20 protein-coding genes and 1 pseudogene are annotated in these 23299 nt (G+C 72.1%); 10 read left to right on the top strand and 11 right to left on the bottom strand.

Annotation, left to right across the window (positions count from 1 at the left end; genetic code table 11):
• The first annotated feature begins 95 nt into the window (after positions 1-95).
• From OIB37_RS08210 to OIB37_RS36270, 3 genes and pseudogenes are all read left to right on the top strand, one after another.
• Positions 96-1421: a M20/M25/M40 family metallo-hydrolase gene (locus OIB37_RS08210; protein WP_330456866.1), complete on the top strand. Its 1326-nt coding sequence runs from the start codon at positions 96-98 to the stop codon at positions 1419-1421.
• Positions 1422-1568: 147 nt separating this feature from the next.
• A complete protein-coding gene (locus OIB37_RS08205) occupies positions 1569-1802 on the top strand; it encodes a chaplin (RefSeq protein ID WP_330456865.1) in 234 nt (77 codons plus the stop codon).
• 136 nt (positions 1803-1938) lie between these two features.
• Positions 1939-2691 (top strand): annotated as a pseudogene (locus OIB37_RS36270) (chaplin); the annotation flags it as partial.
• A 648-nt stretch (positions 2692-3339) separates the two neighbouring features.
• On the opposite strand, the gene OIB37_RS08195 reads toward OIB37_RS36270, so the two are convergent.
• Entirely contained in the window at positions 3340-3528 is a 189-nt protein-coding gene (locus tag OIB37_RS08195; protein WP_319166212.1) for a DUF5703 family protein, read from the bottom strand.
• Between the two features lie 47 nt (positions 3529-3575).
• On the opposite strand from OIB37_RS08195, the gene OIB37_RS08190 reads away from it, so the two are divergent.
• Positions 3576-4268 (top strand): hypothetical protein, encoded by a 693-nt coding sequence (locus OIB37_RS08190; protein WP_330456863.1) that lies wholly within the window; start codon positions 3576-3578, stop codon positions 4266-4268.
• Positions 4269-4385: 117 nt separating this feature from the next.
• Here OIB37_RS08190 and OIB37_RS08185 read toward each other — a convergent pair whose 3' ends face one another.
• Both OIB37_RS08185 and OIB37_RS08180 read right to left on the bottom strand, forming a co-directional pair.
• Positions 4386-6869, bottom strand: a complete 2484-nt coding sequence (locus OIB37_RS08185) for a helix-hairpin-helix domain-containing protein (RefSeq protein WP_330456862.1) — start codon at positions 6867-6869, stop codon at positions 4386-4388.
• Positions 6866-7849 carry an aldo/keto reductase gene (locus OIB37_RS08180; RefSeq protein WP_330456861.1) on the bottom strand — a complete coding sequence of 328 codons (984 nt, stop codon included), beginning with the start codon at positions 7847-7849 and terminating at the stop codon, positions 6866-6868. The genes OIB37_RS08185 and OIB37_RS08180 overlap by 4 nt, the downstream gene beginning before the upstream one ends.
• A 163-nt stretch (positions 7850-8012) precedes the next feature.
• Here OIB37_RS08180 and OIB37_RS08175 point away from each other — a divergent pair, with 163 nt between their 5' ends.
• Together OIB37_RS08175 and OIB37_RS08170 are read left to right on the top strand one after the other, a co-directional pair.
• Positions 8013-9068 carry an LLM class F420-dependent oxidoreductase gene (locus OIB37_RS08175; RefSeq protein ID WP_330456860.1) on the top strand — a complete coding sequence of 352 codons (1056 nt, stop codon included), beginning with the start codon at positions 8013-8015 and terminating at the stop codon, positions 9066-9068.
• Between the two features lie 227 nt (positions 9069-9295).
• Complete coding sequence (locus OIB37_RS08170; RefSeq protein WP_330456859.1) at positions 9296-10084, top strand: ferritin-like domain-containing protein; 789 nt, start codon at positions 9296-9298, stop codon at positions 10082-10084.
• A gap of 1 nt (position 10085) precedes the next feature.
• Here OIB37_RS08170 and corA read toward each other — a convergent pair whose 3' ends face one another.
• Positions 10086-11081 carry a magnesium/cobalt transporter CorA gene (gene corA, locus OIB37_RS08165; RefSeq protein ID WP_330456858.1) on the bottom strand — a complete coding sequence of 332 codons (996 nt, stop codon included), beginning with the start codon at positions 11079-11081 and terminating at the stop codon, positions 10086-10088.
• 251 nt (positions 11082-11332) lie between these two features.
• Between corA and OIB37_RS08160 the strand changes: the two genes are divergently transcribed.
• The 4 genes from OIB37_RS08160 to mshC all read left to right on the top strand — a co-directional run bounded on the left by OIB37_RS08160 (position 11333) and on the right by mshC (position 14833).
• Positions 11333-12019: a histidine phosphatase family protein gene (locus tag OIB37_RS08160; protein ID WP_330456857.1), complete on the top strand. Its 687-nt coding sequence runs from the start codon at positions 11333-11335 to the stop codon at positions 12017-12019.
• Between the two features lie 91 nt (positions 12020-12110).
• Positions 12111-12701: a DUF3090 domain-containing protein gene (locus OIB37_RS08155; protein WP_330456856.1), complete on the top strand. Its 591-nt coding sequence runs from the start codon at positions 12111-12113 to the stop codon at positions 12699-12701.
• Positions 12665-13510 carry an SCO1664 family protein gene (locus tag OIB37_RS08150; RefSeq protein WP_330456855.1) on the top strand — a complete coding sequence of 282 codons (846 nt, stop codon included), beginning with the start codon at positions 12665-12667 and terminating at the stop codon, positions 13508-13510. The genes OIB37_RS08155 and OIB37_RS08150 overlap by 37 nt, the downstream gene beginning before the upstream one ends.
• A gap of 93 nt (positions 13511-13603) precedes the next feature.
• Positions 13604-14833 (top strand): cysteine--1-D-myo-inosityl 2-amino-2-deoxy-alpha-D-glucopyranoside ligase, encoded by a 1230-nt coding sequence (gene mshC, locus OIB37_RS08145; protein ID WP_330456854.1) that lies wholly within the window; start codon positions 13604-13606, stop codon positions 14831-14833.
• A gap of 197 nt (positions 14834-15030) precedes the next feature.
• On the opposite strand, the gene OIB37_RS08140 is transcribed toward mshC, so the two are convergent.
• The 7 genes from OIB37_RS08140 to OIB37_RS08110 form a co-directional block, all read right to left on the bottom strand.
• Complete coding sequence (locus OIB37_RS08140; protein WP_330456853.1) at positions 15031-16050, bottom strand: PAC2 family protein; 1020 nt, start codon at positions 16048-16050, stop codon at positions 15031-15033.
• A gap of 446 nt (positions 16051-16496) precedes the next feature.
• Complete coding sequence (locus tag OIB37_RS08135) at positions 16497-16949, bottom strand: phospholipase (protein WP_330456852.1); 453 nt, start codon at positions 16947-16949, stop codon at positions 16497-16499.
• Between the two features lie 196 nt (positions 16950-17145).
• Positions 17146-17706 carry an SMI1/KNR4 family protein gene (locus OIB37_RS08130; protein ID WP_330456851.1) on the bottom strand — a complete coding sequence of 187 codons (561 nt, stop codon included), beginning with the start codon at positions 17704-17706 and terminating at the stop codon, positions 17146-17148.
• A gap of 91 nt (positions 17707-17797) precedes the next feature.
• Positions 17798-19414 (bottom strand): glycerol-3-phosphate dehydrogenase/oxidase, encoded by a 1617-nt coding sequence (locus tag OIB37_RS08125; RefSeq protein WP_330456850.1) that lies wholly within the window; start codon positions 19412-19414, stop codon positions 17798-17800.
• Between the two features lie 49 nt (positions 19415-19463).
• The gene (gene glpK, locus OIB37_RS08120; RefSeq protein WP_330456849.1) at positions 19464-21002 is read right to left on the bottom strand and encodes a glycerol kinase GlpK; all 1539 of its coding nucleotides are present in this window, start codon (positions 21000-21002) and stop codon (positions 19464-19466) included.
• 69 nt (positions 21003-21071) lie between these two features.
• On the bottom strand, positions 21072-21866 hold the full coding sequence (locus OIB37_RS08115; protein WP_330456848.1) for an MIP/aquaporin family protein: 795 nt from the start codon (positions 21864-21866) through the stop codon (positions 21072-21074).
• 370 nt (positions 21867-22236) lie between these two features.
• Positions 22237-23001 carry an IclR family transcriptional regulator gene (locus OIB37_RS08110; RefSeq protein WP_330456847.1) on the bottom strand — a complete coding sequence of 255 codons (765 nt, stop codon included), beginning with the start codon at positions 22999-23001 and terminating at the stop codon, positions 22237-22239.
• Positions 23002-23299 lie beyond the last annotated feature (298 nt).

Below are 23299 nucleotides of genomic sequence, written 5' to 3'. Positions count from 1 at the left end.
AACGGGGGGTGACGAGCCGGTCCCGGTCTTGGGTCCGGGCAGCCGCGGAGGCAGGATGAGGGGGACCACCAGCAGTGACAGCGGGAGGAAGCAGCGTGAGCGAGACGGACACGGCCAAGGGCGTCACCGGCGAGGACGAGGTCGTGGACCTCTGCCGCGAGCTGATCCGGTTCGACACCAGCAACTACGGCGACCACTCCGGACCCGGCGAGCGCAAGGCCGCCGAGTACGTCGCCGAGAAGCTCGCCGAGGTCGGGCTGGAACCGAAGATCTTCGAGTCGCACCCGGGGCGCGCCTCCACCGTGGCCCGTATCGAGGGCGAGGACCCGTCCCGGCCCGCGCTGATGATCCACGGCCACCTGGACGTCGTACCGGCCAACGCGGCCGACTGGACCCATGGCCCCTTCTCCGGCGAGGTGGCCGACGGGTGCGTGTGGGGGCGCGGGGCCGTCGACATGAAGGACATGGACGCGATGACCCTCGCGGTCGTCCGCGACCGGCTCAGGAGCGGCCGCCGGCCGCCGCGGGACATCGTGGTCGCCTTCCTCGCCGACGAGGAGGCGGGCGGCACGTACGGCGCCCGGTACCTCGTCGACAACCACCCCGAGCTGTTCGAGGGCGTCACCGAGGCGATCAGCGAGGTCGGCGGGTTCTCGTTCACCGTGAGCGAGCAGCGGCGGCTCTACCTGATCCAGACGGCCGAGAAGGGCATGCACTGGATGAAGCTGACCGTGGCCGGCACCGCCGGGCACGGGTCGATGATCCACCGCGACAACGCCATCACCGAGCTGTCGGAGGCCGTCGCCCGCGTCGGCCGGCACAGGTTCCCGGTCCGGGTCACCAAGACCACCCGCGCCTTCCTCGACGAACTGGGCGACGCGTTCGGCGTCGTGCTGGACCCGGAGGACATGGAGTCCACCCTCGCCAAGCTCGGCGGCATCGCCAAGCTCATCGGCGCGACCCTGTCCAACACCGCCAACCCCACCCAGCTGAACGCCGGTTACAAGGTCAACGTCATCCCCGGCGAGGCCACCGCGCACATCGACGGGCGGTTCCTGCCGGGCTACGAGGAGGAGTTCCTGAGCGACCTCGACCGGCTCCTCGGTCCGCACGTCCGGCGCGAGGACGTGCACGCCGACAAGGCGGTGGAGACCGACTTCGACGGGCCTCTGGTGGCGGCCATGCAGTCCTCGCTGCTCGCCGAGGACCCCACCGCCAAGGCCATCCCCTACATGCTCTCCGGCGGCACCGACGCCAAGTCCTTCGACGACCTCGGCATCCGCGGCTTCGGCTTCGCGCCGCTCAAGCTGCCCCCGGAGCTGGACTTCGCCGGCATGTTCCACGGCGTCGACGAGCGGGTGCCGGTGGACGGACTGCAGTTCGGCGTCCGGGTGCTCGACCGGTTCATCGACGCGTCGTGAGGGCGGGCGCCCGGCTTAATCGGGCGCCCGTGCGACACCTGCTGAGAAGGGTGAATGCGACCATAAGCTCGTAGCTCCATTACTCCTTCCTCGTTACAGGTGATGCGATCCCGCACCTTGGGGTCGCTTTGTCAACGAGGAGGAAGAATGATCAAGAAGGTCGTCGCTGCCGCGGTTGCCACCGGTGGTCTGGTTCTCGCCGGCGCGGGTCTGGCCGTCGCCGACTCGGGTGCCCAGGGTGCCGCCGTGAACTCCCCGGGCGTCGTGTCCGGCAATGTCATCCAGATCCCGGTGCACATCCCGGTGAACGTCTGCGGCAACACGGTCGACGTGATCGGGCTCCTGAACCCCGCCTTCGGTAACACCTGCGTCAACGACTGACGCCGGTTCCCCGCGGGGGCTTCTCCCCGCGAGGGCGTCTTTTTCGTGAGCCGTCGGCCCCGGTGCGCCCGCCATGCGCTCCGGGGCCGACCGGCCTTTCACCATCGAAGGCAGGGGAAGCAGGGGGGAACGCAGTATGCGACAGAGCACACGTAAGGGTCTGATGACCGTGGCGGCCGCGACCGGCGTGATCGCCGCCGTCGGCGGCCAGGCCTACGCCGCCGCCGGTGCGGCCGGCTCCGCCACCGGTTCACCGGGCGTGCTGTCCGGGAACACGGCGCAGGTGCCGGTGCACGCGCCGGTCAACGTCTGCGGCAACACAGTGAACGTCGTCGGCCTTCTCAACCCGGCGGCGGGCAACGCGTGCGCCGACACCAGTGGCCGCGGCGCGCACGGCGGCACCGGGAGTTCCGGCGGCTCCGGGGGCGCGCACGCCGGCGGTCACACCTCGGGTTCGCCCGGTGTCGGCTCCGGCAACACCGTCCAGGTGCCGATCGACGTCCCGGTGAACCTGTGCGGCAACAGCGTGAACATCATCGGCCTCGGCAACGCCACCAGGGGCAACGGGTGCGCGAACGGGGGTGCTTCGGGGAATCCGGGGACGCCGGGGCACCCGGGTCACCCCGGGCATCCGGGGAATCCGGGGACGCCAGGGCACCCCGGTCATCCCGGCCATCCGGGTAACCCTGGGCATCCCGGTCATCCCGGTCATCCCGGCCACCCAGGGAATCCTGGGACGCCTGGGCATCCGGGTAACCCTGGGACGCCTGGGCATCCCGGTCACCCCGGGCATCCGGGCCACCCCGGTAATCCTGGGCATCCGGAGTGTCCGGGGGAGCCTGGTCATCCCGGCCATCCCGGTCACCCTGGTCACCCGGGGGAGCCCGGTCACCCTGGCCACCCCGGTCATCCGGGGGAGCCCGGGCGTCCGGGTCACCCTGGTCATCCCGGTCACCCTGGTCACCCGGGGGAGCCCGGCTACCCTGGCCACCCGGGTCATCCTGGCCACCCGGGTCATCCCGGCCACCCGGGTCATCCGGGTAACCCTGGGACTCCGGGGAATCCTGGTAACCCCGGTACGCCTGGGACTCCGGGCCAGCCCGGTAACCCCGGCACCCCGGGCCAGCCCGGTACTCCAGGCCAGCCCGGTACTCCAGGCACGCCCGGCACGCCCGGCACTCCCAGTACCCCGGGCACTCCCGGCACGCCGGTCACCCCGCCCGCCACGGGCGGGCACACCCCGCACGGCTCCCAGCAGGTCGTGAGGCCGGGTGGCGCGTCCGTCTCGGCCCCGAGCGGCGCTCAGCTCGCCCACACCGGGGGTGACCTGCCGCTGGGCCTCGCGTTGCCCGCGGGAGCGGGCGCGTTGCTGGCCGGTGCGGTGCTGTACCGCAAGGCCCGCGTCCGCGGTTAGCGCCTGGGTCACTCCGGCGGCGCCGCCGCCGGAGCGACGGCCCGAAGCGGCCGTAGCCTCGGCAGCCGGAAAACGGAGGGGCCCCGCCGACCGGGCGGGGCCCCTCCGTTCACGCGCGCAGCTTCACCACGTGGCTCGCACCTGGCGGATGATCCGTCGGCGCAACCGCACCCTGCGGCTGCCGTCGCGGAGCAGGCTCAGTCGGTCCAACTCCCAGTGTCCGTACTCGGCATGGTCCGTCAGCAGGCGTGTCGCCTCGTTGCGGGACACCCCGCGAGGCACGTACACGTCGACAAATTCGTATTCCGGCATCGCATCTATTGTGCGGGCTGGTGCCCGGTACGGATAGCGTCTGCACTATGTCTGATGCTGCGCAGCCCACCGCTGCCGAGGTACGCGCCGCCGCCGAGGCGATCAAGACCGCGCTCGACCGCCACCTGGCGGCTGTCGAACGCAGGTCGGGAGATGACGACCCGGCCGTCTACGAGGCGTTCAACGAGCTGGCCGCGGCCGCCGAGGTGTACGACGAGCTGCTCTACGACCGCTACGACGAGGTCACCCCCTTCGAGATCCCCGGCGCGGACGACTCGCTGCCTCCGTACGAGGGCCCCGACGAACCGCACGCGATCAGCGTGCTGATCCGGCGCGACTACGCGGTGGCGGAGCCCCAGCGGCTGCTCGCGCAGGCCCAGCGGGTCGAGGCGGCGGAGCTCGAGGAGGCCATCGGCGCGGACGAGGACGTCGCGAACACGGTCCCGGGCGCGCTGGGCATCCTGTTCGGCGAGTTCGAACCGGACGAGATCGCCTCCCGGCACAAGGAGTTCGGGCTGGAGGAGGGCGACTCCACGCTCTGGGTCACCGCCGACGACGAGCCTGCCGATCCCGGCGAGTGGCTGGCGGCGCCGTTCGAGCAGGTCGACCCGCAGCGGGTGGTGTGCCGGTTCGACGTCAGCGCGGTCTTCGACGAGGACGACGACACCGACGAGGCCGAACACGACGACCTCGACCTGGACGAGGGCGACGGCCCGGCACCGTCGGACGCCGGCCGGTGAGGTGACACGGACGGCGGTGCCGTACGGCTTCGGGCCGGTAAGGCACCGCCGCACCGCCGCACCGCCGACTCCCGTCGGTCCGTCGGCGGAGAGGACGGGAGCCGGCCGGAACCGGTGTCAGCCCGCCGCCGGCACCTGCGTGCGCAGCAACGTCCGCAACCGCGTCGTACGCGGCTTGGCGGGCTTCTCCGCCACCGCCTTCGGCAGCGCCTGTTCCACGCCGTGCACCACCGAGAGGTGCCGCTCGGCCCGGCCGAACGCGGTGTACACCCACGGTCTGCTGAGCATCTGCGCGGCGTCGCCGGGCAGCACCACCACGACGGCCGGCCAGCGCCCGCCCGCCGCCTGGTGCGCGGTCAGCGCCCAGCCGTGCCGGACACACCCCTCCACCCGCTCCCGGGGTACGACGACGGGGGCGCCCCCGCACTCCAGGTGCAGCCCGTCGGTGTCGGCCTTCACGACCCGGCCCGGCAGCGTACGGCCCGGCGCGGGGGAGTAGGCGATCCGGTCGCCGGGGTCGAAGCCGCCGAAGCGGCCGGGGCCCGGGTTGAGGCGCTCCTTCAGCGCGGTGTTGAGGGCGCGGGTGCCGGCGGCGCCGCCGTGGCCCGGGGTGATCACCACCGTCTGCTCGGCCGGGACACCGATCGCGCGCGGCACCGAGTCCGCGACCAGCTGCGCGGTCCGGTGCACCGCCTCGCCCGCGTCCCGCACCGGCACGATGACGATCTCCTTGCCCGGCGCCCCGACCTGGTTCAGCTCACCGGCGCCGATGCCGGACACCAGCTCGCCGAGCGGGCCGGGATCAGGGGTGCGGGAGGCGATCTGCGGGCAGGCGCGGGCCGCGAGCAGGTCGGCGAAGACGCTGCCGGGCCCGGCCGACCACAGCACCGCCGGATCGCCGCTGAGCACCAGCCGCGCCCCGTCGGGCAGCGACTCCACCAGCATCGCCGCGCTCTCCACGTCGAGTTGCGGCGCGTCCAGCACGACCAGCAGGTCGAGGGCCAGTGCGCCGTCCGCGTCCCGGCCGGGGCCCTCCGTGCCGGAGAGAAGACCGGCGACCGTGCCGGCGGAAGGCGAATCCCCGGCGTCACCCGGCAGCGGGGCCAGGCGACGGCACCCGTCCGGCGCGTGGCAGGCGGCGAAGGCACGCAGGCCCGCCGCGCGGGCGGCCGCGAGCAGCGCGGCCGGTTCGGCGCGGGCCGCCTCGCCGCCGGTGTGCAGCACCAGGCCGTGCCCGGCGACCGCACGCGCCAGCTCGGCCGCCCCGCCGGTGGCTCCGGCCGCGGTCGCCTCCCAGGACTCGGCGGCCTCCTCGGAGACGGAGTTGACCAGGCGGGCCAGGCCGTCGGCGAGGCTCTCCTCGGCGAGTGCGTACCGCTCCAGACCGATCAGCACCCGGACCGGCCGCTCCGGCTCGTCGTCGGCTCCGTCCGCGTCGTCCTCCCCGGCCCGGCCGTGTGCGCCGCGGTCGTCGTGTGCGGCGTCCTGTCGCGGGGCCGGGACGCCGGGTTCGTCCAGGGCGTCCTGGAAGACCAGCGCGTCGCCCTCGTCGATCGCGCTCTGCGCGGCCGCGTCCGGGTCCGGCACGGCCCGCTGGGCGAGGGCGGCGGTGAGGGCCGGAAGTTCCAGGGCCGTGTGCCCGGCCAGTGCGGCCTGCTCCAGCAGCCAGACGGTCAGGGCGCGGCCCCGCCGCTCGTCGTCCGGGCCGCAGGCCGCGCCGAGCAGCGCCCGCGCGAACCCGTCGGCCTGGTCCGGCCGCACGCCCGCGATCCGCAGCAGCTGCCAGGGGTCCTCCCGGAGCACGGCGTCGGCACCCTCGCCGAGCGCGGTGGCCACCTGCGGTGCCAGGGCGTCGGGAGCGCCGCCCTCGGTGAGGACGCGCCGTACCGCCTCGACGGCCTCCGGGGCCGGGCCGGTGGGTGCGACGGAAGCGACGGATGCGGCGGAGGACGGCACCGGCTGCGGCCGGCGCGCGGGCTCCGGGGCGGGGCGGCGCGGGACCGGAGCGGGCTCGGCGAAGGCCGTGGCGACCGGCTTCTCACCGCTCTCCACCGCCCGGATCGCGGCAAGCAGATCGGCCGCGGTGCCGCTCAGCTTGGTACCGCTCGCGATCGGCTCCTTCTTCTCCGCCTTCCGCCGCTCGATCCGCTCCCGCTCGAGCCGCTGCGCGGCCAGCTCGGCCTCGGCCTCGGACAGCTGAGCCCCACCTTCGCCCCCTTCGCCACCGGCGCTCTCGGCACTCTCAGCGCTCTCGGCGTCCGCGGCGTTCTCAGGACTCCCGGCGTCCTGTTCGGCCTCGCCGTCCGTCGTGCCGTCACCGGCGTCAGGGGCGTCGCCCGCCGTCGCGTCGTCAGCCGCCGCGTCGCTCACGTCCCCCGCGTCGTCGGCGCTCCGGGCGTCCGCCGCTGTGCCGTCGCCGCTGTCGCCGTCGTGGGCGCCGTCCGCAGATCCCGCGGCGGTCGCCCCGGATTCCTCGACCCCTCCGTGCGCCCCCGTGCCGCTGTCCTCGGCCGCCGTCTCCGGCCCCGCGTCATGCGGGGTCCCCGAGGTTTCCGGTGTCCCCGGCCCGGCCTTCTCCGTGGTCTCCGGCTCCGTGCTCACAGCGTGCTCCAGTCGTGATCGGGATAGCGATGCACGGGCGCAGACACGTCGTCGAGCGCCCGGCAGATCTCCCCAGGAAGACTAAGGGCCTCCACTGACAATGCCGCGGTGAGCTGCTGGGCGTTGCGTGCGCCGACGATGGGCGCGGTGACGCCGGGCCGGTCGCGGACCCAGGCGAGGGCCACCTGGAGCGGGGTGACCGCGAGGCCGTCGGCGGCCGTCGTCACCGCGTCGACGATGCGGCTCGCGGTGTCGTCCAGGTAGGGCTCCACGAACAGCGACAGGTGCTCGGAGGCAGCGCGCGAATCCGGGGGAACGGTGTGCCGGTACTTGCCGGTGAGCACCCCGCGGCCCAGCGGGGAGGAGGGCAGCAGGCCGATGCCGAGGTCCAGCGCGGCGGGCAGCACCTCGCGCTCGATGCCGCGCTGGAGCAGCGAGTACTCCAGCTGCGTACTGGCGAGGCGGGTGCGGGTGCCCGGCGCCGCGAGCTGCCAGGTGGCGGCCTTGGCGAGCTGCCAGCCGCAGAAGTTGGAGACCCCCGCGTAGCGGGCGCGGCCGCTGCTCACCGCGAGGTCCAGGGCCTGGAGCGTCTCCTCCAGCGGAGTGTCCGGGTCGTAGGCGTGGACGTGCCACACGTCGACGTGGTCCGTGCCGAGGCGGGTGAGGGAGGCGTCGAGAGCGGCGAGCAGATGCCCCCGGGAGCCGTCGAAGCGGCGGTCGGGGTCGGGGACGCTGCCCGCCTTGGTGGAGATCACCAGGTCCCGGCGCGGCACGAGCCCGTCCATGAGCCGCCCGAGCAGGTATTCGGCCTCGCCGTCGCCGTACACGTCCGCGGTGTCGATGAGATTGCCGCCGGCTTCCCAGAACGCCTTCAGCATGTCCGCGGCGTCATGCTCGACGGTGTCCCGGCCCCAGGTGAGGGTGCCGAGCCCGATCCGGGACACACGCAGGCCGGTACGGCCGAGATGCCTCTGCTCCATGTCCGCGAGATTACTGGCCAGAGCTGCTGCCGTGTGTTGCCTGTGGACAACGGAACTGGCTTGTGGAAGCGGGTTTCGAGGGCGGATGCCCCTGCCGGTACGGCCTTCGCCGCGCTAATGTCTCCGGCACAAGGACGTTACTCACCGGTAAGGGGAATCGGCCATGCAGCTCGGGATCAACCTCGGCTACTGGGGTGCCGGGATGGACGCGGACAATCTGGCCGTGGCACAGGAGGCCGACCGGCTGGGCTATGCCGTGTGCTGGGCCGCCGAGGCCTACGGCTCCGACGGGGCCACGGTGCTCGCCTGGGTCGCCGCGCAGACCGAGCGCATCGACGTCGGCTCGGCCATCTTCCAGATCCCGGCCCGGCAGCCGGCGATGACCGCGATGACCGCCGCGACCCTGGACTCGCTGTCCAAGGGCCGCTTCCGGCTCGGCCTCGGCGTCTCCGGCCCGCAGGTCTCCGAGGGCTGGTACGGCGTCAAGTTCGACAAGCCGCTGGCGCGCACCCGCGAGTACGTGGAGATCGTGCGCAAGGCGATGAGCCGCGAGCGGCTGTCGTACGAGGGCGAGCACTGGACGCTGCCGCTGCCCGGCGGCCCGGGCAAGCCGATCAAGCTGACCGTGCACCCGGAGCGCGAGCACATCCCGCTCTACATCGCCGCCATCGGCCCGAAGAACCTGGAGCAGACCGGCGAGATCGCCGACGGCGCGCTGCTCATCTTCCCCTCCGCCGAGCACCTGGAGGACACGGCGGTCAGGTACCTGCGCGCGGGGCGCGAGAAGGCCGGCAAGACCCTCGACGGGTTCGACATCTGCCCGACCGTCCCGCTCGCCCTCGGCGAGGACAAGGACGTGAGCCGCCTCGCCGACACCTTCCGCCCCTACACCGCCCTGTACGTCGGCGGCATGGGCAGCCGCAAGCAGAACTTCTACAACCAGCTCGCCGGGCGCATGGGGTACGAGAAGGAGGCCGCCGAGATCCAGGAGAAGTACCTCTCCGGCGACAAGCAGGGCGCCGCGGCGGCCGTCCCGCACGACCTCATCGACAAGACCACCCTGCTCGGTTCCGTCGACCGCATCGCCGACCGCATGAAGGCCTACGCGGCCGCCGGTGTCACCACGCTCAGCCTCGCCCCCGCCGGCTTCACCCTCGACGAGCGCCTCGCCTCCCTGCGGGCCGGCAGCGAGGCCCTGGAGCGCGCCGGACTCGCGTAGCGCGCCGGCGGGAGGGGAACGGCACCGCCGAAAAGTTTCTGCGGCCGTGGTGGGGGCTCGGGGGTCTTCCCCGCCACGGCCGTCACGCGGAACAACGCGCCAGGCGCCCGGCCGGTTACGACTCCGGCGCTCCTCCTTTCGGCCGAGTCGGCCCGCACTGCTGTTGCGGCTCCCCTCTGCCCACAATTGAACTGTTCTTTGCGGAATTCTGCAGAGAGGTGGGCACGATGCTTTCGGCCAAGAGTCTGTTCCAGGAGATCCTCGACAACGACGCGTCCTTCCAGCTCTTCTGCTCCATCGCCGCCAGCGGTGAGTCCCAGGGAGGCTGGGAGAACGGGCGCATCGCCGTACTCGTGCCGCGGAGCGCACACGCGCTCGCCCCCAAGATCGCCCGCCACGGCGCCGACGAGGACAAGCACGGGCGGATCTTCAACGCCCTGATGCGCAAGCGCGGTCTGCGGCCCGTCGACGTCCCGCCCGAGACCGACTACACGATGCTCCTGGAACGGCACGGCATCGGACTCGCGCACGAGAAGCTGACGGCCGACCAGCCGCTGACCGCGCACGACGTCATCACCTACCTGGCCCACAGCAGAGTCACCGAACAGCGGGCGTCCGAGCAGATGGAACTGCTGCGCAGGAACTTCGGCGACCACCCGGACGTCGGGCGCGCGGTGCGGATGATCGCCCATGACGAGGACAACCACCTGGCCTACTGCCACGAGGAACTCCTCCGCCTCGCCCGGGCCGGCCACGGCCCCTCCATCCAGCGCGTGCTGCGCGAGTGCGCGCTCACCGAGATCCGCGTCTACCGCGACGTCAGCCTCGCCGTCATGTCCCACATGGGGCGCATCCTCGGCTGGCCGAGGGCCAAGGCGGCGGTGCTCGCCGCCGGCATCCACGCCCTCTACGCCTACGAGCGGCTGGTCGGCTGGCGCCGGATGGTCTCCCTGACGATGCCCGAGCGGCGCGACGCGCTCGGCGGTCCCGCCCCCGCGGCGGCCGAGTTCGCCTGACCTACAGCCAGCCGCGCCGCCTGAAGCCCCGGTACAGCAGGACGTCCAGGACGATCATCACGCCCAGCACCACCGGATAGCTCCAGTAGAAGCGCAGTTCGGGCATGTGGGTGAAGTTCATGCCGTAGATCCCCGCCAGCAGCGTGGGGACCGCGGCCAGCGCGGCCCAGGCGGAGATGCGGCGCATGTCGTCGTTCTGCCGTACGCCCATCTGCGCGAGATGCGCGGAGAGGATGTCGGAGACCAGCCGGTCCAGGTTCTCCACCGTCTCGTTCACGCGGGTCAGGTGGTCGTTGACGTCACGGAAGAACGGCCGCGCCCCCTCGTCCACGAACGGCACCGCCGGCCCGCCGGTCCCGCCCGCGAGCCTGGTCAGCGGCACCGTCAGCGGCACCGTGGCCCTGCGGAACTCCAGCACCTGCCGCTTGAACATGTAGATCCGCGACGCGGTGTTCCGCGAGCCGGCGTCGCTCGGGGAGAAGACCTCCGCCTCCAGCTCCTCCAGGTCCGTCCCCAGTTCGGTCGCCACCTCCAGGTAGGCGTCGACCGTGGCGTCGGCGACCGTGTGGAGCACCGCCGTCGGCCCGTGCCGCAGCCGCTCCGGGTCCGCCTCCAGCCGGCGCCGTACCTCCGGCAGGGGCGAGGCCTCGCCGTGCCGGACGGTGACCACGAACGAGTCGCCGAGGAAGACCATCACCTCGCCGGTGGAGACGGTGTCGCTCACGTGCTCGTAGAAGACCGGCTTGATCACCATGAACAGCGAGTCGTCGTACACCTCCAGCTTCGGCCGCTGGTGGGCCTTCAACGCGTCCTCCACCGCCAGCGGATGCAGCCCGAACACCTTTCTGACGTGGTCGAACTCATCCGGCGCCGGGTCGTGCAGCGCGATCCACACGAACGCGTCGTCCGAGGCGCGGGCCTCCGCCAGGGCTTTGGCGGGGTCTTCGGAGGTCCCGCTCCGATGCCCCTCGCGGTAGATGGCACAGTCGAAGATCACGGGGTGCATTCTCCCGCCGTCCGCCCCCGTACGCACGCGCGCCTGCGAAACCGGCCGCAGAGGGGGCCCCGCAAGGGGCCCACAAGAGGCCGACAAGGGGTCAAAAAGGGTCAACAAGAGGCCGGCAACGGGTCGGCGGCAGACCCCGGGCAAGGTCGGCAGCAGACCCCTGGGCAGCGGGACGACGGCTGGGACCACAGGAAAGCCGCCGCCGAGCCCGGGCCGGCGGGTGCCCGTCTACCCTGGGCCGCATGCCCACCCTGATCCTCGTCCGGCACGGACGCTCCACCGCCAACACCGCGGGACTGCTCGCCGGCTGGACGCCCGGCGTCGCCCTCGACGAGCGCGGCACCGCACAGGCCGCGGCCCTGCCCGGACGGCTGGCCGCGCTGCCGATCTCCGAGGCCGTCGTCAGCCCCCTCCAGCGCTGCCAGGAGACCGTCCAGCCGCTGCTCGACGCCCGGCCCGGACTGCGCGTCCACACCGACGAACGGATCGGGGAGTGCCACTACGGCGACTGGTCCGGCCGCAAGCTCGCCGAGCTGAAGGACGAACCGCTGATGGAGGTCGTGCAGGCCCACCCGTCGGCCGCCGCCTTCCCCGGCGGTGAGTCCATGCGGGCCATGCAGACCCGCGCCGCCGAGGCCGTACGCGAGTGGAACGCGCGCGTGGAGCGCGACCACGGCCCCGACGCCGTCTACCTCATGTGCTCGCACGGCGACATCATCAAGTCCCTGGTGGCCGACGCGCTGGGCCTGCACCTCGACCTCTTCCAGCGGATCTCCGTCGAACCGTGCTCCGTCACCGCGATCCGCTACACCCGCCTCAGGCCCTACCTCGTCCGCCTCGGCGACACCGGGGACCTCGCCTCCCTCGCCCCGCGCGAGACCTCCCCGGAGGACGACGCACCGGTCGGGGGCGGTGCGGGCGCACCGTGATCGACGGCCGCAGTAGGGTGAAGCGATCCACTCAGTCGCGTTCACCAGTGCCCCGCTCTGCCGAACCTCTCGAATCCCATGGAGACAGGACGTGTCCCGTCAGGTGTTCCTCTACGATCCGCCGGACCGCTTCGTCGCGGGCACCGTCGGACTGCCCGGACGCCGTACGTTCTTCCTCCAGGCCGTCGCGGGCCCCCGGGTGACCAGCGTGGCTCTGGAGAAGACCCAGGTCGCCGCGCTCGCCGAGCGCATGGACGAACTGCTCGACGAGGTCGTACGGCGCAGCGGCGGCAACGCCGCCGTCCCGGCCGTCGCCCCCACCGAGATCTCCGACACCCGCCCGCTGGACACCCCCGTCGAGGAGGAGTTCCGCGTCGGCACCATGGCCCTCGCCTGGGACGGCGAGGAGCAGCGCATGATCGTCGAGGCGCAGGCTCTGGTGGAGCTGGACGCCGAGACGGAGGAGGACCTCGCCGAGGCCGAGGAGCGGCTGCTCCAGGACGAGGAGAACGGGCCTCCGATGCTGCGGGTCCGGCTGACCGGCGCGCAGGCCCGGGCCTTCGCCAAGCGCGCTCTCGACGTCGTCAACGCCGGGCGGCCGCCGTGTCCGCTGTGCAGCCTCCCGCTCGATCCGGAAGGACACGTATGCCCGCGCCAGAACGGATACCGCCGCGGAGCGTGACGGCCGCCGACGCGGGAGGCGGAGCGGCCGCTGCCGAGCTCCTCGCGCACGGTGAACTGACCGTACGCGGCCGGATCCGGGAGGCGTCCAACGCGGCGCTGTTCTGCTCGGTCGCGCTCGACGGCCGGGAGGCCGGCTGCGTCTACAAGCCGGTGGCCGGGGAGCGCCCCCTGTGGGACTTCCCCGACGGCAACCTGGCCGGGCGCGAGGTCGCCTCCTACGAGGTCTCCGCGGCCACCGGCTGGGGGCTCGTGCCCCCCACCGTGCTGCGCGAGGGCCCGTACGGCGAGGGCATGTGCCAGCTGTGGATCGACGTGGACGCCGAGGCGGAGCTGCTCGCTCTGGTGGACGGCCAGGAGCCGGAACCCGGCTGGAAGGCGATCGGGTTCGCCGAGGTCGGCGAGGGCCGCACCGCGTTGCTCGTGCACGCCGACGACGAGCGGCTGCGCCGGCTCGCCGTCCTCGACGCCGTGATCAACAACGCCGACCGCAAGGGCGGCCACCTGCTGCCCACCTCCGCCGGGCGGCTGTACGGCATCGACCACGGGGTCACCTTCAACGTCGAGAACAAGCTGCGCACCCTGCTGTGGGGGTGGGCCGGCGAGCCCCTGACCGAGGAAGCCGTCGATGTTCTCAAGGGGCTGAAGAAGAGCCTCGCCGACGGCGGCGAACTGGCCGCCCGGCTCGCCCCGCTGATCACCCCCGCCGAGATCGGGGCCACGCGCGCGCGGGTCGACGCGCTGCTCGTCTCCGGCGTCCACCCCGAACCGGACGGGGAGTGGCCGGCGATCCCGTGGCCGCCGGTCTGAGCACACCCGGCGCCCGCGCGCAAGAACGCCGGACCGGCCATCCGGACCGGTCCGGTTCGTTGACGCAGCTCATGGCCGGTTAGGCTCATGTACATGCATGCCTGGCCCGCTTCCGAGGTCCCCGCCCTGCCTGGTCAGGGCCGCGACCTGAGGATCCACGACACCGCGACCGGCGGCCTCGTCACCCTCACCCCCGGTCCCGTCGCCCGTATCTACGTCTGCGGCATCACGCCGTACGACGCGACCCACATGGGTCACGCGGCGACCTACAACGCGTTCGACCTGGTTCAGCGCGTGTGGCTCGACACCAAGCGGCAGGTTCACTACGTCCAGAACGTCACCGACGTCGACGATCCGCTGCTGGAGCGCGCGGAGCGGGACGGCGTCGACTGGGTCGCCCTCGCCGAGAAGGAGACCGCCCTCTTCCGCGAGGACATGACCGCCCTCAGGATGCTCCCGCCGCAGCACTACATCGGCGCCGTCGAGGCGATACCCGGCATCGTCCCGCTCGTGGAACGCCTGCGCGACCTCGGCGCTGCCTACGACCTGGACGGCGACATCTACTTCTCCGTCGAGTCCGACCCGCACTTCGGTCAGGTCTCCAACCTCGACGCGGCCGCCATGCGGCTGCTGTCCGCCGAGCGCGGCGGCGACCCCGACCGCGTGGGCAAGAAGAACCCGCTCGACCCGATGCTGTGGATGGCCGCCCGCGAGGGCGAGCCCAGCTGGGACGGCGGCTCGCTCGGCCATGGCCGTCCGGGCTGGCACATCGAGTGCGTGGCCATCGCCCTCGACCACCTCGGCATGGGCTTCGACGTCCAGGGCGGCGGCTCCGACCTCGCCTTCCCTCACCACGAGATGGGCGCCTCGCACGCCCAGGTGCTCACCGGCGAGTTCCCCATGGCGCAGGCGTACGTCCACGCCGGCATGGTGGCCCTGGACGGCGAGAAGATGTCCAAGTCCCGGGGCAACCTCGTCTTCGTCTCCCGGCTGCGCCGGGACGGCGTCGACCCGGCCGCCATCCGGCTGGCCCTGCTCGCCCACCACTACCGTGCCGACTGGGAGTGGACCGACCAGGTCCTTCAGGACGCCGTCGACCGGCTCGGCCGCTGGCGCGCCGCCGTCTCCCGGCCCGACGGCCCGTCCGCGGACGCACTGGTCGAGGAGGTTCGCGAGGCCCTCATGAACGACCTCGACGCGCCCGCCGCGCTCGCCGCCGTGGACCGCTGGGCGGCCCGGCAGGAGCAGGAGGGCGGCACCGACATCGGCGCCCCCGGCCTGGTCAGCCGGACCGTGGACGCCCTGCTCGGCGTGGCCCTCTGACGTTTCCACGAGCCTGACGGCGAAGGGGCGGTACGCGTTCTGCGTACCGCCCCTTCGCCGTCAGGTCCGCGAGGCGTCCTCCGGCCGGGGCCGGGGAGCGGTCCCTGACCGCTGGACGTGATCCCGGTCCCGGGACGCGTGCTCAGCCCTGGGACGCGATCTCGGTCCCGGGAGCGACCTCAGTCCTGGGATCGACCTCAGTCCTGGGAGGTGTCCTCGTCGCCGTCCTCCGGCGCGTCGGATGTGTCCGGTGCGTCCGGCGTCTCCGGGGCCTCCGGTTTCGGCGCCTTCGGGGGCCTGCTCCGGCCGCCGGGCGCGTCGCGGCGGAACGAGCCGCCCTCCCCGCCCTCGGCCGTCGCGTGGCCGCCGGGCGGGCTGACGTCCCGGCGCCGCAGGTAGCGCTCGAACTCGCGGGCGATCGCCTCGCCCGACGCCTCCGGCAGCTCGGCGGTGTCCCGGGCCTCCTCCAGCGTCTGCACGTACTCGGCGACCTCGCTGTCCTCGGCCGCCAGCTGGTCCACGCCCACCTGCCAGGCCCGCGCGTCCTCGGGCAGCTCGCCCTGCGGGACGCGCAGATCGAGCAGGTCCTCCAGGCGGTTGAGCAGCGCGAGCGTGGCCTTGGGGTTGGGCGGCTGGGAGACGTAGTGCGGTACGGCGGCCCACAGCGACACCGCCGGGACCCCCGCGTGCGTGCACGCCTCCTGGAGCACGCCGACGATGCCCGTCGGGCCCTCGTACTTGGTCTCCTCCAGGTCCATGCTGTGGGCCAGGTCGGGGTCGGAGGTGACTCCGCTGACCGGGACCGGGCGCGTGTGCGGGGTGTCCCCGAGCAGGGCGCCCAGGATGACCACCAGCTCCACACCCAGCTCGTGCGCGAAGCCGAGCAGCTCGTTGCAGAACGACCGCCAGCGCATGGACGGTTCGATCCCGCGCACCAGCACCAGGTCGCGCGGCTTCTCGCCGCCGACCCGGACCACCGACAGCCGTGTCGTCGGCCAAGTGATCTTGCGCACGCCCCCGTCCATGAACACCGTGGGGCGGTTCACCTGGAAGTCGTAGTAGTCCTCGGCGTCCAGCGCCGCGAACACCTCGCCCTTCCACTCGCGTTCCAGATGCGCGACCGCCGTGGAGGCGGCGTCGCCGGCATCGTTCCAGCCCTCGAACGCGGCCACCATGACTGGGTCGATCAGCTCGGGAACCCCCTCCAGCTCGATCACCCAGTGCCTCCTTCCGACGTGCCCTCGCTTGACGTTCCCACCTTACGGCGTCCGACGGGGGCTACCGCAGCCCCCTCACGCGGGGGCACGGACGGATCACTGCCCCGATCACGCGCCCGGAACACCCCCGGTCAGCCGGGAGCCGTGTGCGTCGAGCACCGGGACCTCACAGGCTGCCGCGCGGCCACCGCTCCACGCTCGCGATGTGCGCGGTCGCCCAGGACCTCGTCGCCTCCGCCCTTGCCTCAGTCTCCGCGTCCCGGCCGCGCAGTGCGGCGAGGATCGTTCGGTGCTCGCGAGGGGTGCGGGCGGCACGTCCGGCTGGGCCGGCAGCCGGTCCGGTGCGGCGAGTTCGCTCTCTCTGGGCAGCCGGGCGCCAGGGCGCGGCGCGCGGGCCGGGCGGCGGCGATGCCCCGCACCCGGCCCCGCACCCGGGCGGCGACCCGTCAGCCGAACGCCTTGACGGCCTGGTAGTAGGTCCATGCCGTGCCGTCGCAGGCGGACTTGGTGGCGCCGCTGTAGCCGGCGCAGACGCGTTCGAGGTCCGCGTAAAGGGCGTCGTCGAGGCGTGACTTGTTGGTGCTGAACGTGCCGGCCGCCTTGTAGTTGCGGTAGCCGAAGTCGTGCCGGGCGCAGGAGGTGGCGAAGGGGAAGCCGAACGGGTTGTCGGGGGAGTCGGAGCAGTAGTCGGTGGACCAGTCGAACCCGTAGGCGGCCCAGGCCGACTGGTTGGAGCGGGCGGCGGCCCACGCGTTGTAGCTGGACGCGCTGGTCTGGGTCCAACTGGACAGCACCTGCGGCTTGTCGGCCGGAGCGGCGGTGGCCGCCGTCGCGGTGGTGGTGACGGTGACGAGGGCCAGCGCCGAGGCGGCGAGGCCGGTGGCGAGTCTGCGGTGCATCCCACACCTCCATGAGGACTGCCGCCCGCCCGTCGGGCAGCAGGTTCATGACAATGACGATGCCCAACACAACTCACCTTTCATTCCTTCAATCACTGCCGCATCAGCAGTAACTTCACGGAAAACTTACGGAGTTGCGGCGAAAACGTGGCGAATTCACGGCCGCGGCGGGCGGTGGCGAGAGACCGAGGCCCAGTCACCCGGCGTCGAACCACTCCTTGCCCGCCGCCCAGTGCCGCACCCAGCCGGCGAAGCCGGGTTCCGCCGTGGTGTGACCGAAGGGTGCCCCGAACGGCAGCGCGCCGACGTCCGTGACCTGCCAGATGTGCCCGCGCATCGGACCGGTGACGACGAGATGCCAGTTCATCGCACACCCGTCGGTCCCCAGGACGACGGAACCGTGGTCGATGACCTGCTCGATGACGGCTTCCGGGTCGTCGAACGCGTCCTCGTCGGCCTCCCACACCCAGGTCTCGGTGAGCGGGAACGGCTTGCCCGGATCCCGCTTCGCGCCGTCGTCGGGCCAGTCCGAGGGAAGCGCGGCGAGTCCCACCAGCCCGCAGGACGGCGGTCCTTGGTGCGACCCGTCGGTCACCTCCGCCACGAACGTCCGGTACGGCTCGGGCAGCACGATCCCGTGTTCCGCCTCGAAGGCGCGCACCGCCGCCCAGCCGAGGGCCGACGCGCCGCCGTCGTCGACGCCGAACGCCTCGCGCAATGCCGCGATCTCACCGGGGTCCGCGTTGTCGATGTGCATGGGGACATGGATATCAGCCGCCACTGACAACCGGACACACGACAGGGGCGGCCCCGTCGGTGCGGGGCCGCCCCTGCCGCGTGCGGTGCGGTTACTTCGCGTCGAGCACGCCCTGGACCTTGGCGCGGACCTCGTCCGTGGCGAGACCGCGGATGGTCAGCGTCGTCCGGCGGCGCAGGACGTCGTCCGCCGTCTGCGCCCACTCGTGGTCGCGGGCCCAGACGACCTGGGCCCAGATCTCGGGGGCGTCTGGGTGGACGCGCGTGGCCAGCTCCGGGTTCTCGTTCGCCAGGCGGGCGATGTCGAAGGCCAGGGAGCCGTAGTGGGTGGCCAGGTGCCGGGCGGTGTCGGCGGCCATCCGCGGGCCGGGCGCCGGGTGGTCCACCAGGAGGCGGTGGGCGACCGCGCGCGGGTTGGCGACGCCGGGCAGCGGGAGCCGCTTCGGCAGCGAGGAGATCGGCTCGAAGTCCTCGCCCAGCGGCCGGCCCGGCAGCTCCTCCAGCTTCTTCATGATCGTGCGGCCGATGTGCCGGAACGTGGTCCACTTGCCGCCCGCGACGGACAGCATGCCGCTGCGGCCCTCGGTGACCACGGTCTCGCGCTTGGCCTTGGAGGTGTCGCCCGGACCGCCGGGCAGCACGCGCAGCCCGGCGAAGGCGTAGGTGATCAGGTCCCGCTTCAGCTGCTGGTCCCGGACGGAGAACGCGGCCTCGTCGAGTATCTGGGCTATGTCCTTGTCGTCGACCGTGACGTCGGCCGGGTCGCCCTCGTACTCCTCGTCGGTCGTGCCGAGCAGCAGCATGTCCTCCCAGGGGAGGGCGAAGGTGATGCGGTACTTGTCGATCGGGGTCGCGAGCGCCGCCTTCCAGGGCGAGGTGCGCTTGAGCACCAGGTGCGCGCCCTTGGACAGGCGGATGGACGGGGCCGCGTGCGGGTCCTCCATCCGGCGCAGGTGGTCCACCCAGGGGCCGGTCGCGTTCAGCACCAGGCGGGCGCCCACGCCGAACTCCTCGCCGGACACCCGGTCCCTGAGGTCGGCGCCGGTGACCCGGCCCCGGGTGAAGCGCAGACCTGTCACCTCGGCGTGGTTGAGGACGACCGCGCCCGCCTCGACGGCCGCGCGGACCGTCATCAGCGCCATACGGGCGTCGTTCATCTGGTCGTCGCCGTACACGGCCACGGCCTTGAGGTTCTCGGTGCGCAGCTCGGGCACGTCCTGCGCCGCCTTGGCGGGGGAGAGCAGGTGGCCCACGCCGTCGCCGAACGCGGACAGCGCGGAGTAGGCGAAGACGCCCGCGCCGAGCTTCGCCGCGCCGTGCGGGCCCCCCTTGTACACGGGGAGGTAGAAGGTGAGCGGGTTCGCCAGGTGGGGGGCCACCTGGCGGGAGACCGCACGGCGCTCGAAGTGGTTCTCCGCCACCAGCTTCACCGCGCCGGTCTGCAGGTAGCGCAGACCGCCGTGGAGCAGCTTGGAGGAGGCGGAGGACGTGGCACCGGCGAAGTCGCCGGCGTCGACCAGTGCCACCCTGAGTCCGGACTGCGCGGCGTGCCAGGCGGTGGAGATGCCCAGGATGCCGCCGCCGATCACAAGAAGGTCGTACGACGCCTTGGAGAGTTGCTCCCTGGTCTCGGCGCGGCTCGGGTTGGAGCCGGAGGCCGGGTGCGTCCCCAGGGCAGGCACGGACTTCAGGATGGTGGGACTGGTCATGTCGGGTACTTACTCCTCGTCAGAGCCGGCTGAGTGGCGGTGAGGCCGCTCAGCTCTCGTCTTCGAGCCAGCCCATGGTCCGGTCGACGGCCTTGAGCCAGTTCTTGTACTCACGGTCGCGGGTCTCCGCGTCCATGCGGGGGGTCCACTCGGCGGCCCGGCGCCAGTTGGCGCGCAGTTCGTCGGTGCTGGACCAGAAGCCGACGGCGAGGCCGGCGGCGTAGGCGGCGCCGAGACAGGTGGTCTCCGCGACCATCGGGCGCACCACGGGCGCGTCCAGGACGTCGGAGAGCGTCTGCATCAGCAGGTTGTTGGCGGTCATGCCGCCGTCGACCTTGAGGGTCACCAGCTCGTCGCCGGAGTCCTTGGTCATGGCGTCGGCGATCTCGCGGGTCTGCCAGGCGGTGGCCTCCAGGACGGCGCGGGCCAGGTGCGCCTTGGTGACGTACCGGGTCAGGCCGGAGATCACACCGCGGGCGTCGGAGCGCCAGTGCGGGGCGAACAGGCCCGAGAAGGCCGGCACGAAGTAGGCGCCGCCGTTGTCCTCGACCGAGAGCGCGAGCGTCTCGATCTCGGCGGCGGTGGAGATCAGGCCCATCTGGTCGCGCATCCACTGCACCAGGGAGCCGGTGACGGCGATCGAGCCTTCGAGGGCGTACACGGTCGGCTGGTCGCCGATCTTGTAGCCGACCGTGGTCAGCAGGCCCGCGTAGGAGTTGATGATCTTGTCACCGGTGTTCATCACCATGAAGGTGCCGGTGCCGTAGGTGGACTTGGTCTCACCCTCGGAGAAGCAGGTCTGACCGAACAGGGCAGCCTGCTGGTCGCCCAGCGCGGAGGCGACCGGGATGCCGCCGAGCAGGTCGCCCAGGCTGCCGCCGGTGACCTCGCCGTACACCTCGGCGGAGGACCGGATCTCGGGCAGGATCCGCAGCGGCACGCCCATGGACTCGGCGATCTTCTCGTCCCACTGCGTGGTGTGCAGGTTCATCAGCATGGTGCGGGAGGCGTTGGTGACGTCGGTGACGTGCTTGCCGCCGTTCACACCGCCGGTCAGGTTCCAGATGACCCAGGAGTCCATGGTGCCGAAGAGGATGTCGCCCGCCTCGGCGCGCTCGCGCAGGCCCTCGACGTTGTCGAGCAGCCAGCGGGCCTTGGGGCCGGCGAAGTAGGAGGCCAGCGGCAGGCCGGTCTCGCGGCGGAAGCGGTCCTGGCCGACGTTGCGGCCCAGCTCCTTGCACAGGGAGTCGGTGCGGGTGTCCTGCCAGACGATGGCGTTGTGGACGGGCTCACCGGTGTTCTTGTCCCACAGCACGGTGGTCTCGCGCTGGTTGGTGATGCCGATGGCCTTGATGTCGTCGCGGGTGATGTTCGCCTTCTCGATGGCGCCGGCGACGACCTCCTGGACGTTGGTCCAGATCTCGTTGGCGTCGTGCTCCACCCAGCCCGGCTTGGGGAAGATCTGCTCGTGCTCCTTCTGGTCGACGGAGACGATGCGGCCGTCCCGGTCGAAGACGATGCAGCGCGAGGAGGTGGTGCCCTGGTCGATCGCCGCGATGAAGGGGCCTGCGGTGTGGGCGTCGGTCACTGTGTGCTCCTGAAAGATCCTGGGGGAGAGGGCTGTAGGTACGGCGCGTGCTCGAAGCTGGTCACTTCTTTAAGCAAAGGCGACGTTGTATATGCCTGCAGCGATGGCGCCGCCGATCAGCGGACCGGCCACCGGGATCCAGGCGTAGCTCCAGTCGGAGCCGCCCTTGTTGGGCAGCGGCAGCAGGGCGTGCACGATGCGCGGACCGAGGTCACGGGCCGGGTTGATCGCGTAGCCCGTGGGGCCGCCGAGCGAGAGGCCGATGGAGACGACCACCAGCGCGGTGATCAGGGCACCCAGGGTGCCGAGGCCATTGCCCTTGTCGTTCAGGCCCTGGGTGAGGACCGCGAGCACCAGCACCACGGTGCCGATGATCTCCGTGGCGAGGTTCTGCAGCGCGTTGCGGATCTCGGGACCGGTGGAGAAGATGCCGAGCACCGGACCGGCGCCCGTCTCCTCGGCCTCGACGGCCTTGGCCGCCGTGGCCTGGGCACCGGGACCGCCGACGATCTCCTTGTCGGTGAGGTGCGCGTGGAACTGGCCGTAGTAGGCGAGCCACACCAGGGACGCGCCGATCATGGCACCGAGAAGCTGGCCACCCCAGTAGACGGGGAGGTTGCTGAAGTCGTTGTCCTTGATCGCGAGCGCGAGCGTCACGGCCGGGTTCAGATGTGCGCCGGACAGGGGCGCCGAGGTGTAAACGGCCGTCAGAACGGCGAAACCCCACCCGAAGGTGATGGCGAGCCAACCGGCGTTACGGGCCTTGGAGGCCTTCAGCGTGACGGCGGCGCAGACGCCACCGCCGAGCAGGATGAGTATGGCGGTACCGATGGTCTCGCCGATGAAGATGTCGGAGCTGGACACCCGCGACTCCTTTGTCCTTCGTCCAGGGAAGCCGAACCCCGGATCCCTCCGGGGGTTCTGCCCGCCCTCATGGGATGAGAGCGATGCCGGCCCTTGGCGTTGTCACACTCTAGCGCGTATTACCGGTAGTTGTTCGACAATGCCGACCGATGGACGGGAGTCTCGCTTCGGCGTCGCGCATGCGTCAAGGGTTCTGTTATCGAAAGCACGATCGTTATTGATCGCAGCCGCCTATTGCTCTTCGCATACGGACGCACTTTTATGAGTTATATGTCCATTTCAGGACATGGCGAGCACCGGAACGCCGTCTCGCGTCCCGGTCGTTTCACCGATGGCTCACTCACCGCTCAGGGCACGGACGTACCGGCCCTCAGAACCGCCCCATGCCCAGATCCCGCGACACCGCGCGGGCGCAGTCCCGCACCGCCGCGATCAGCTCGGACCGAAGGTCGCCGTCCGGACGCAGCCGCTCCACCGCGCCCGTGATGCCGACCGCGCCCACCGGCATCCGCCGCCGGTCGTGGATGGGCGCCGCGATCGACGCCACGCCCTCCCAGGTCTCCTCCACGTCGGCCGCGTACCCCCGCGCGCGCGTGAGGTCGAGAAGGTGCTCGAAGTCCGCCGGGCCGCACACCGTACGGTCGGTGAAAGGGGTCCGGGAACTCTCCAGGGCCTCGCTGTGCGCCACCGGGTCGTACGCGGCGAGCACCTTGCCCAGCGCCGTGGAGTGCAGCGGCTGCATGGCCCCGATCTCCAGCACCTGCCGGCTGTCGTCCGGTCGGAAGACGTGGTGCACGATCAGCACCCCCTGCTGGTGCAGCACCCCCAGGTAGACGCTCTCGCCGCTGGAACGGGCCAGGTCGTCGGTCCATACCAGGGCCCGCGCGCGCAGCTCGTGCACGTCCAGATAGGTGGTGCCCAGACGCAGCAGCTCCGCGCCCAGCTGGTAGCGCCCGGAGGCGTCGTCCTGCTCCACGAAACCCTCGTGCTGCAGGGTGCGCAGGATGCCGTGGGCCGTGCCCTTGGCCAGGCCCAGTGACGAGGCGATGTCCGAGAGGCCGAGTCGCCGCTCGCCGCCCGCGAGCAGCCGCAGCATCGCGGCCGCCCGTTCGAGCGACTGGATGTTCCGTGCCATCGCCGTCCTGCCTCCGTCCCTTCGACCGCCGACGTGCCGTCAAACGCACCGTTCGGCAATGTCGAACACTACCGGTCCATGTCGACCTCCCGCCAACGGTCGGACGACTCCCCTCGTCTGCCTGCGCGTCCCCCGGGCCGGCGCGGGGCGTCCCGGCCACCCGGCTCCGCCATCCGCGTCCGCCTCGTGGACGCCGGTGCCCATCCAAGCCCACTCCCGGTTACGCTGACGCCGTGCCCTCACCCGGTCCGCCGGGGAAGCCGCATAGCCGACAGCCGTCGCACCTAAGGGAGCCCCT

The sequence above is a fragment of the Streptomyces sp. NBC_00820 genome, from assembly GCF_036347055.1.
In the GTDB taxonomy this organism is placed as follows: domain Bacteria; phylum Actinomycetota; class Actinomycetes; order Streptomycetales; family Streptomycetaceae; genus Streptomyces.
Note: the sequence above shows the minus strand (reverse complement) of the source record. Positions and strands in the feature narration are given on the sequence as shown.

Excerpts from the sequence above, each read along its gene's own strand:
- mshC (WP_330456854.1), top strand. The coding sequence starts at position 13,604 with ATGCATGCCTGGCCCGCTTCCGAGGTCCCCGCCCTGCCTGGTCAGGGC.
- OIB37_RS08150 (WP_330456855.1), top strand. The coding sequence starts at position 12,665 with ATGCCCGCGCCAGAACGGATACCGCCGCGGAGCGTGACGGCCGCCGAC.
- OIB37_RS08130 (WP_330456851.1), bottom strand. The coding sequence starts at position 17,706 with ATGCACATCGACAACGCGGACCCCGGTGAGATCGCGGCATTGCGCGAG.
- OIB37_RS08180 (WP_330456861.1), bottom strand. The coding sequence starts at position 7,849 with ATGGAGCAGAGGCATCTCGGCCGTACCGGCCTGCGTGTGTCCCGGATC.
- OIB37_RS08170 (WP_330456859.1), top strand. The coding sequence starts at position 9,296 with ATGCTTTCGGCCAAGAGTCTGTTCCAGGAGATCCTCGACAACGACGCG.
- OIB37_RS08190 (WP_330456863.1), top strand. The coding sequence starts at position 3,576 with ATGTCTGATGCTGCGCAGCCCACCGCTGCCGAGGTACGCGCCGCCGCC.
- OIB37_RS08160 (WP_330456857.1), top strand. The coding sequence starts at position 11,333 with ATGCCCACCCTGATCCTCGTCCGGCACGGACGCTCCACCGCCAACACC.
- OIB37_RS08110 (WP_330456847.1), bottom strand. The coding sequence starts at position 23,001 with ATGGCACGGAACATCCAGTCGCTCGAACGGGCGGCCGCGATGCTGCGG.
- OIB37_RS08175 (WP_330456860.1), top strand. The coding sequence starts at position 8,013 with ATGCAGCTCGGGATCAACCTCGGCTACTGGGGTGCCGGGATGGACGCG.
- OIB37_RS08135 (WP_330456852.1), bottom strand. The coding sequence starts at position 16,949 with ATGCACCGCAGACTCGCCACCGGCCTCGCCGCCTCGGCGCTGGCCCTC.
- OIB37_RS08195 (WP_319166212.1), bottom strand. The coding sequence starts at position 3,528 with ATGCCGGAATACGAATTTGTCGACGTGTACGTGCCTCGCGGGGTGTCC.
- OIB37_RS08205 (WP_330456865.1), top strand. The coding sequence starts at position 1,569 with ATGATCAAGAAGGTCGTCGCTGCCGCGGTTGCCACCGGTGGTCTGGTT.
- OIB37_RS08125 (WP_330456850.1), bottom strand. The coding sequence starts at position 19,414 with ATGACCAGTCCCACCATCCTGAAGTCCGTGCCTGCCCTGGGGACGCAC.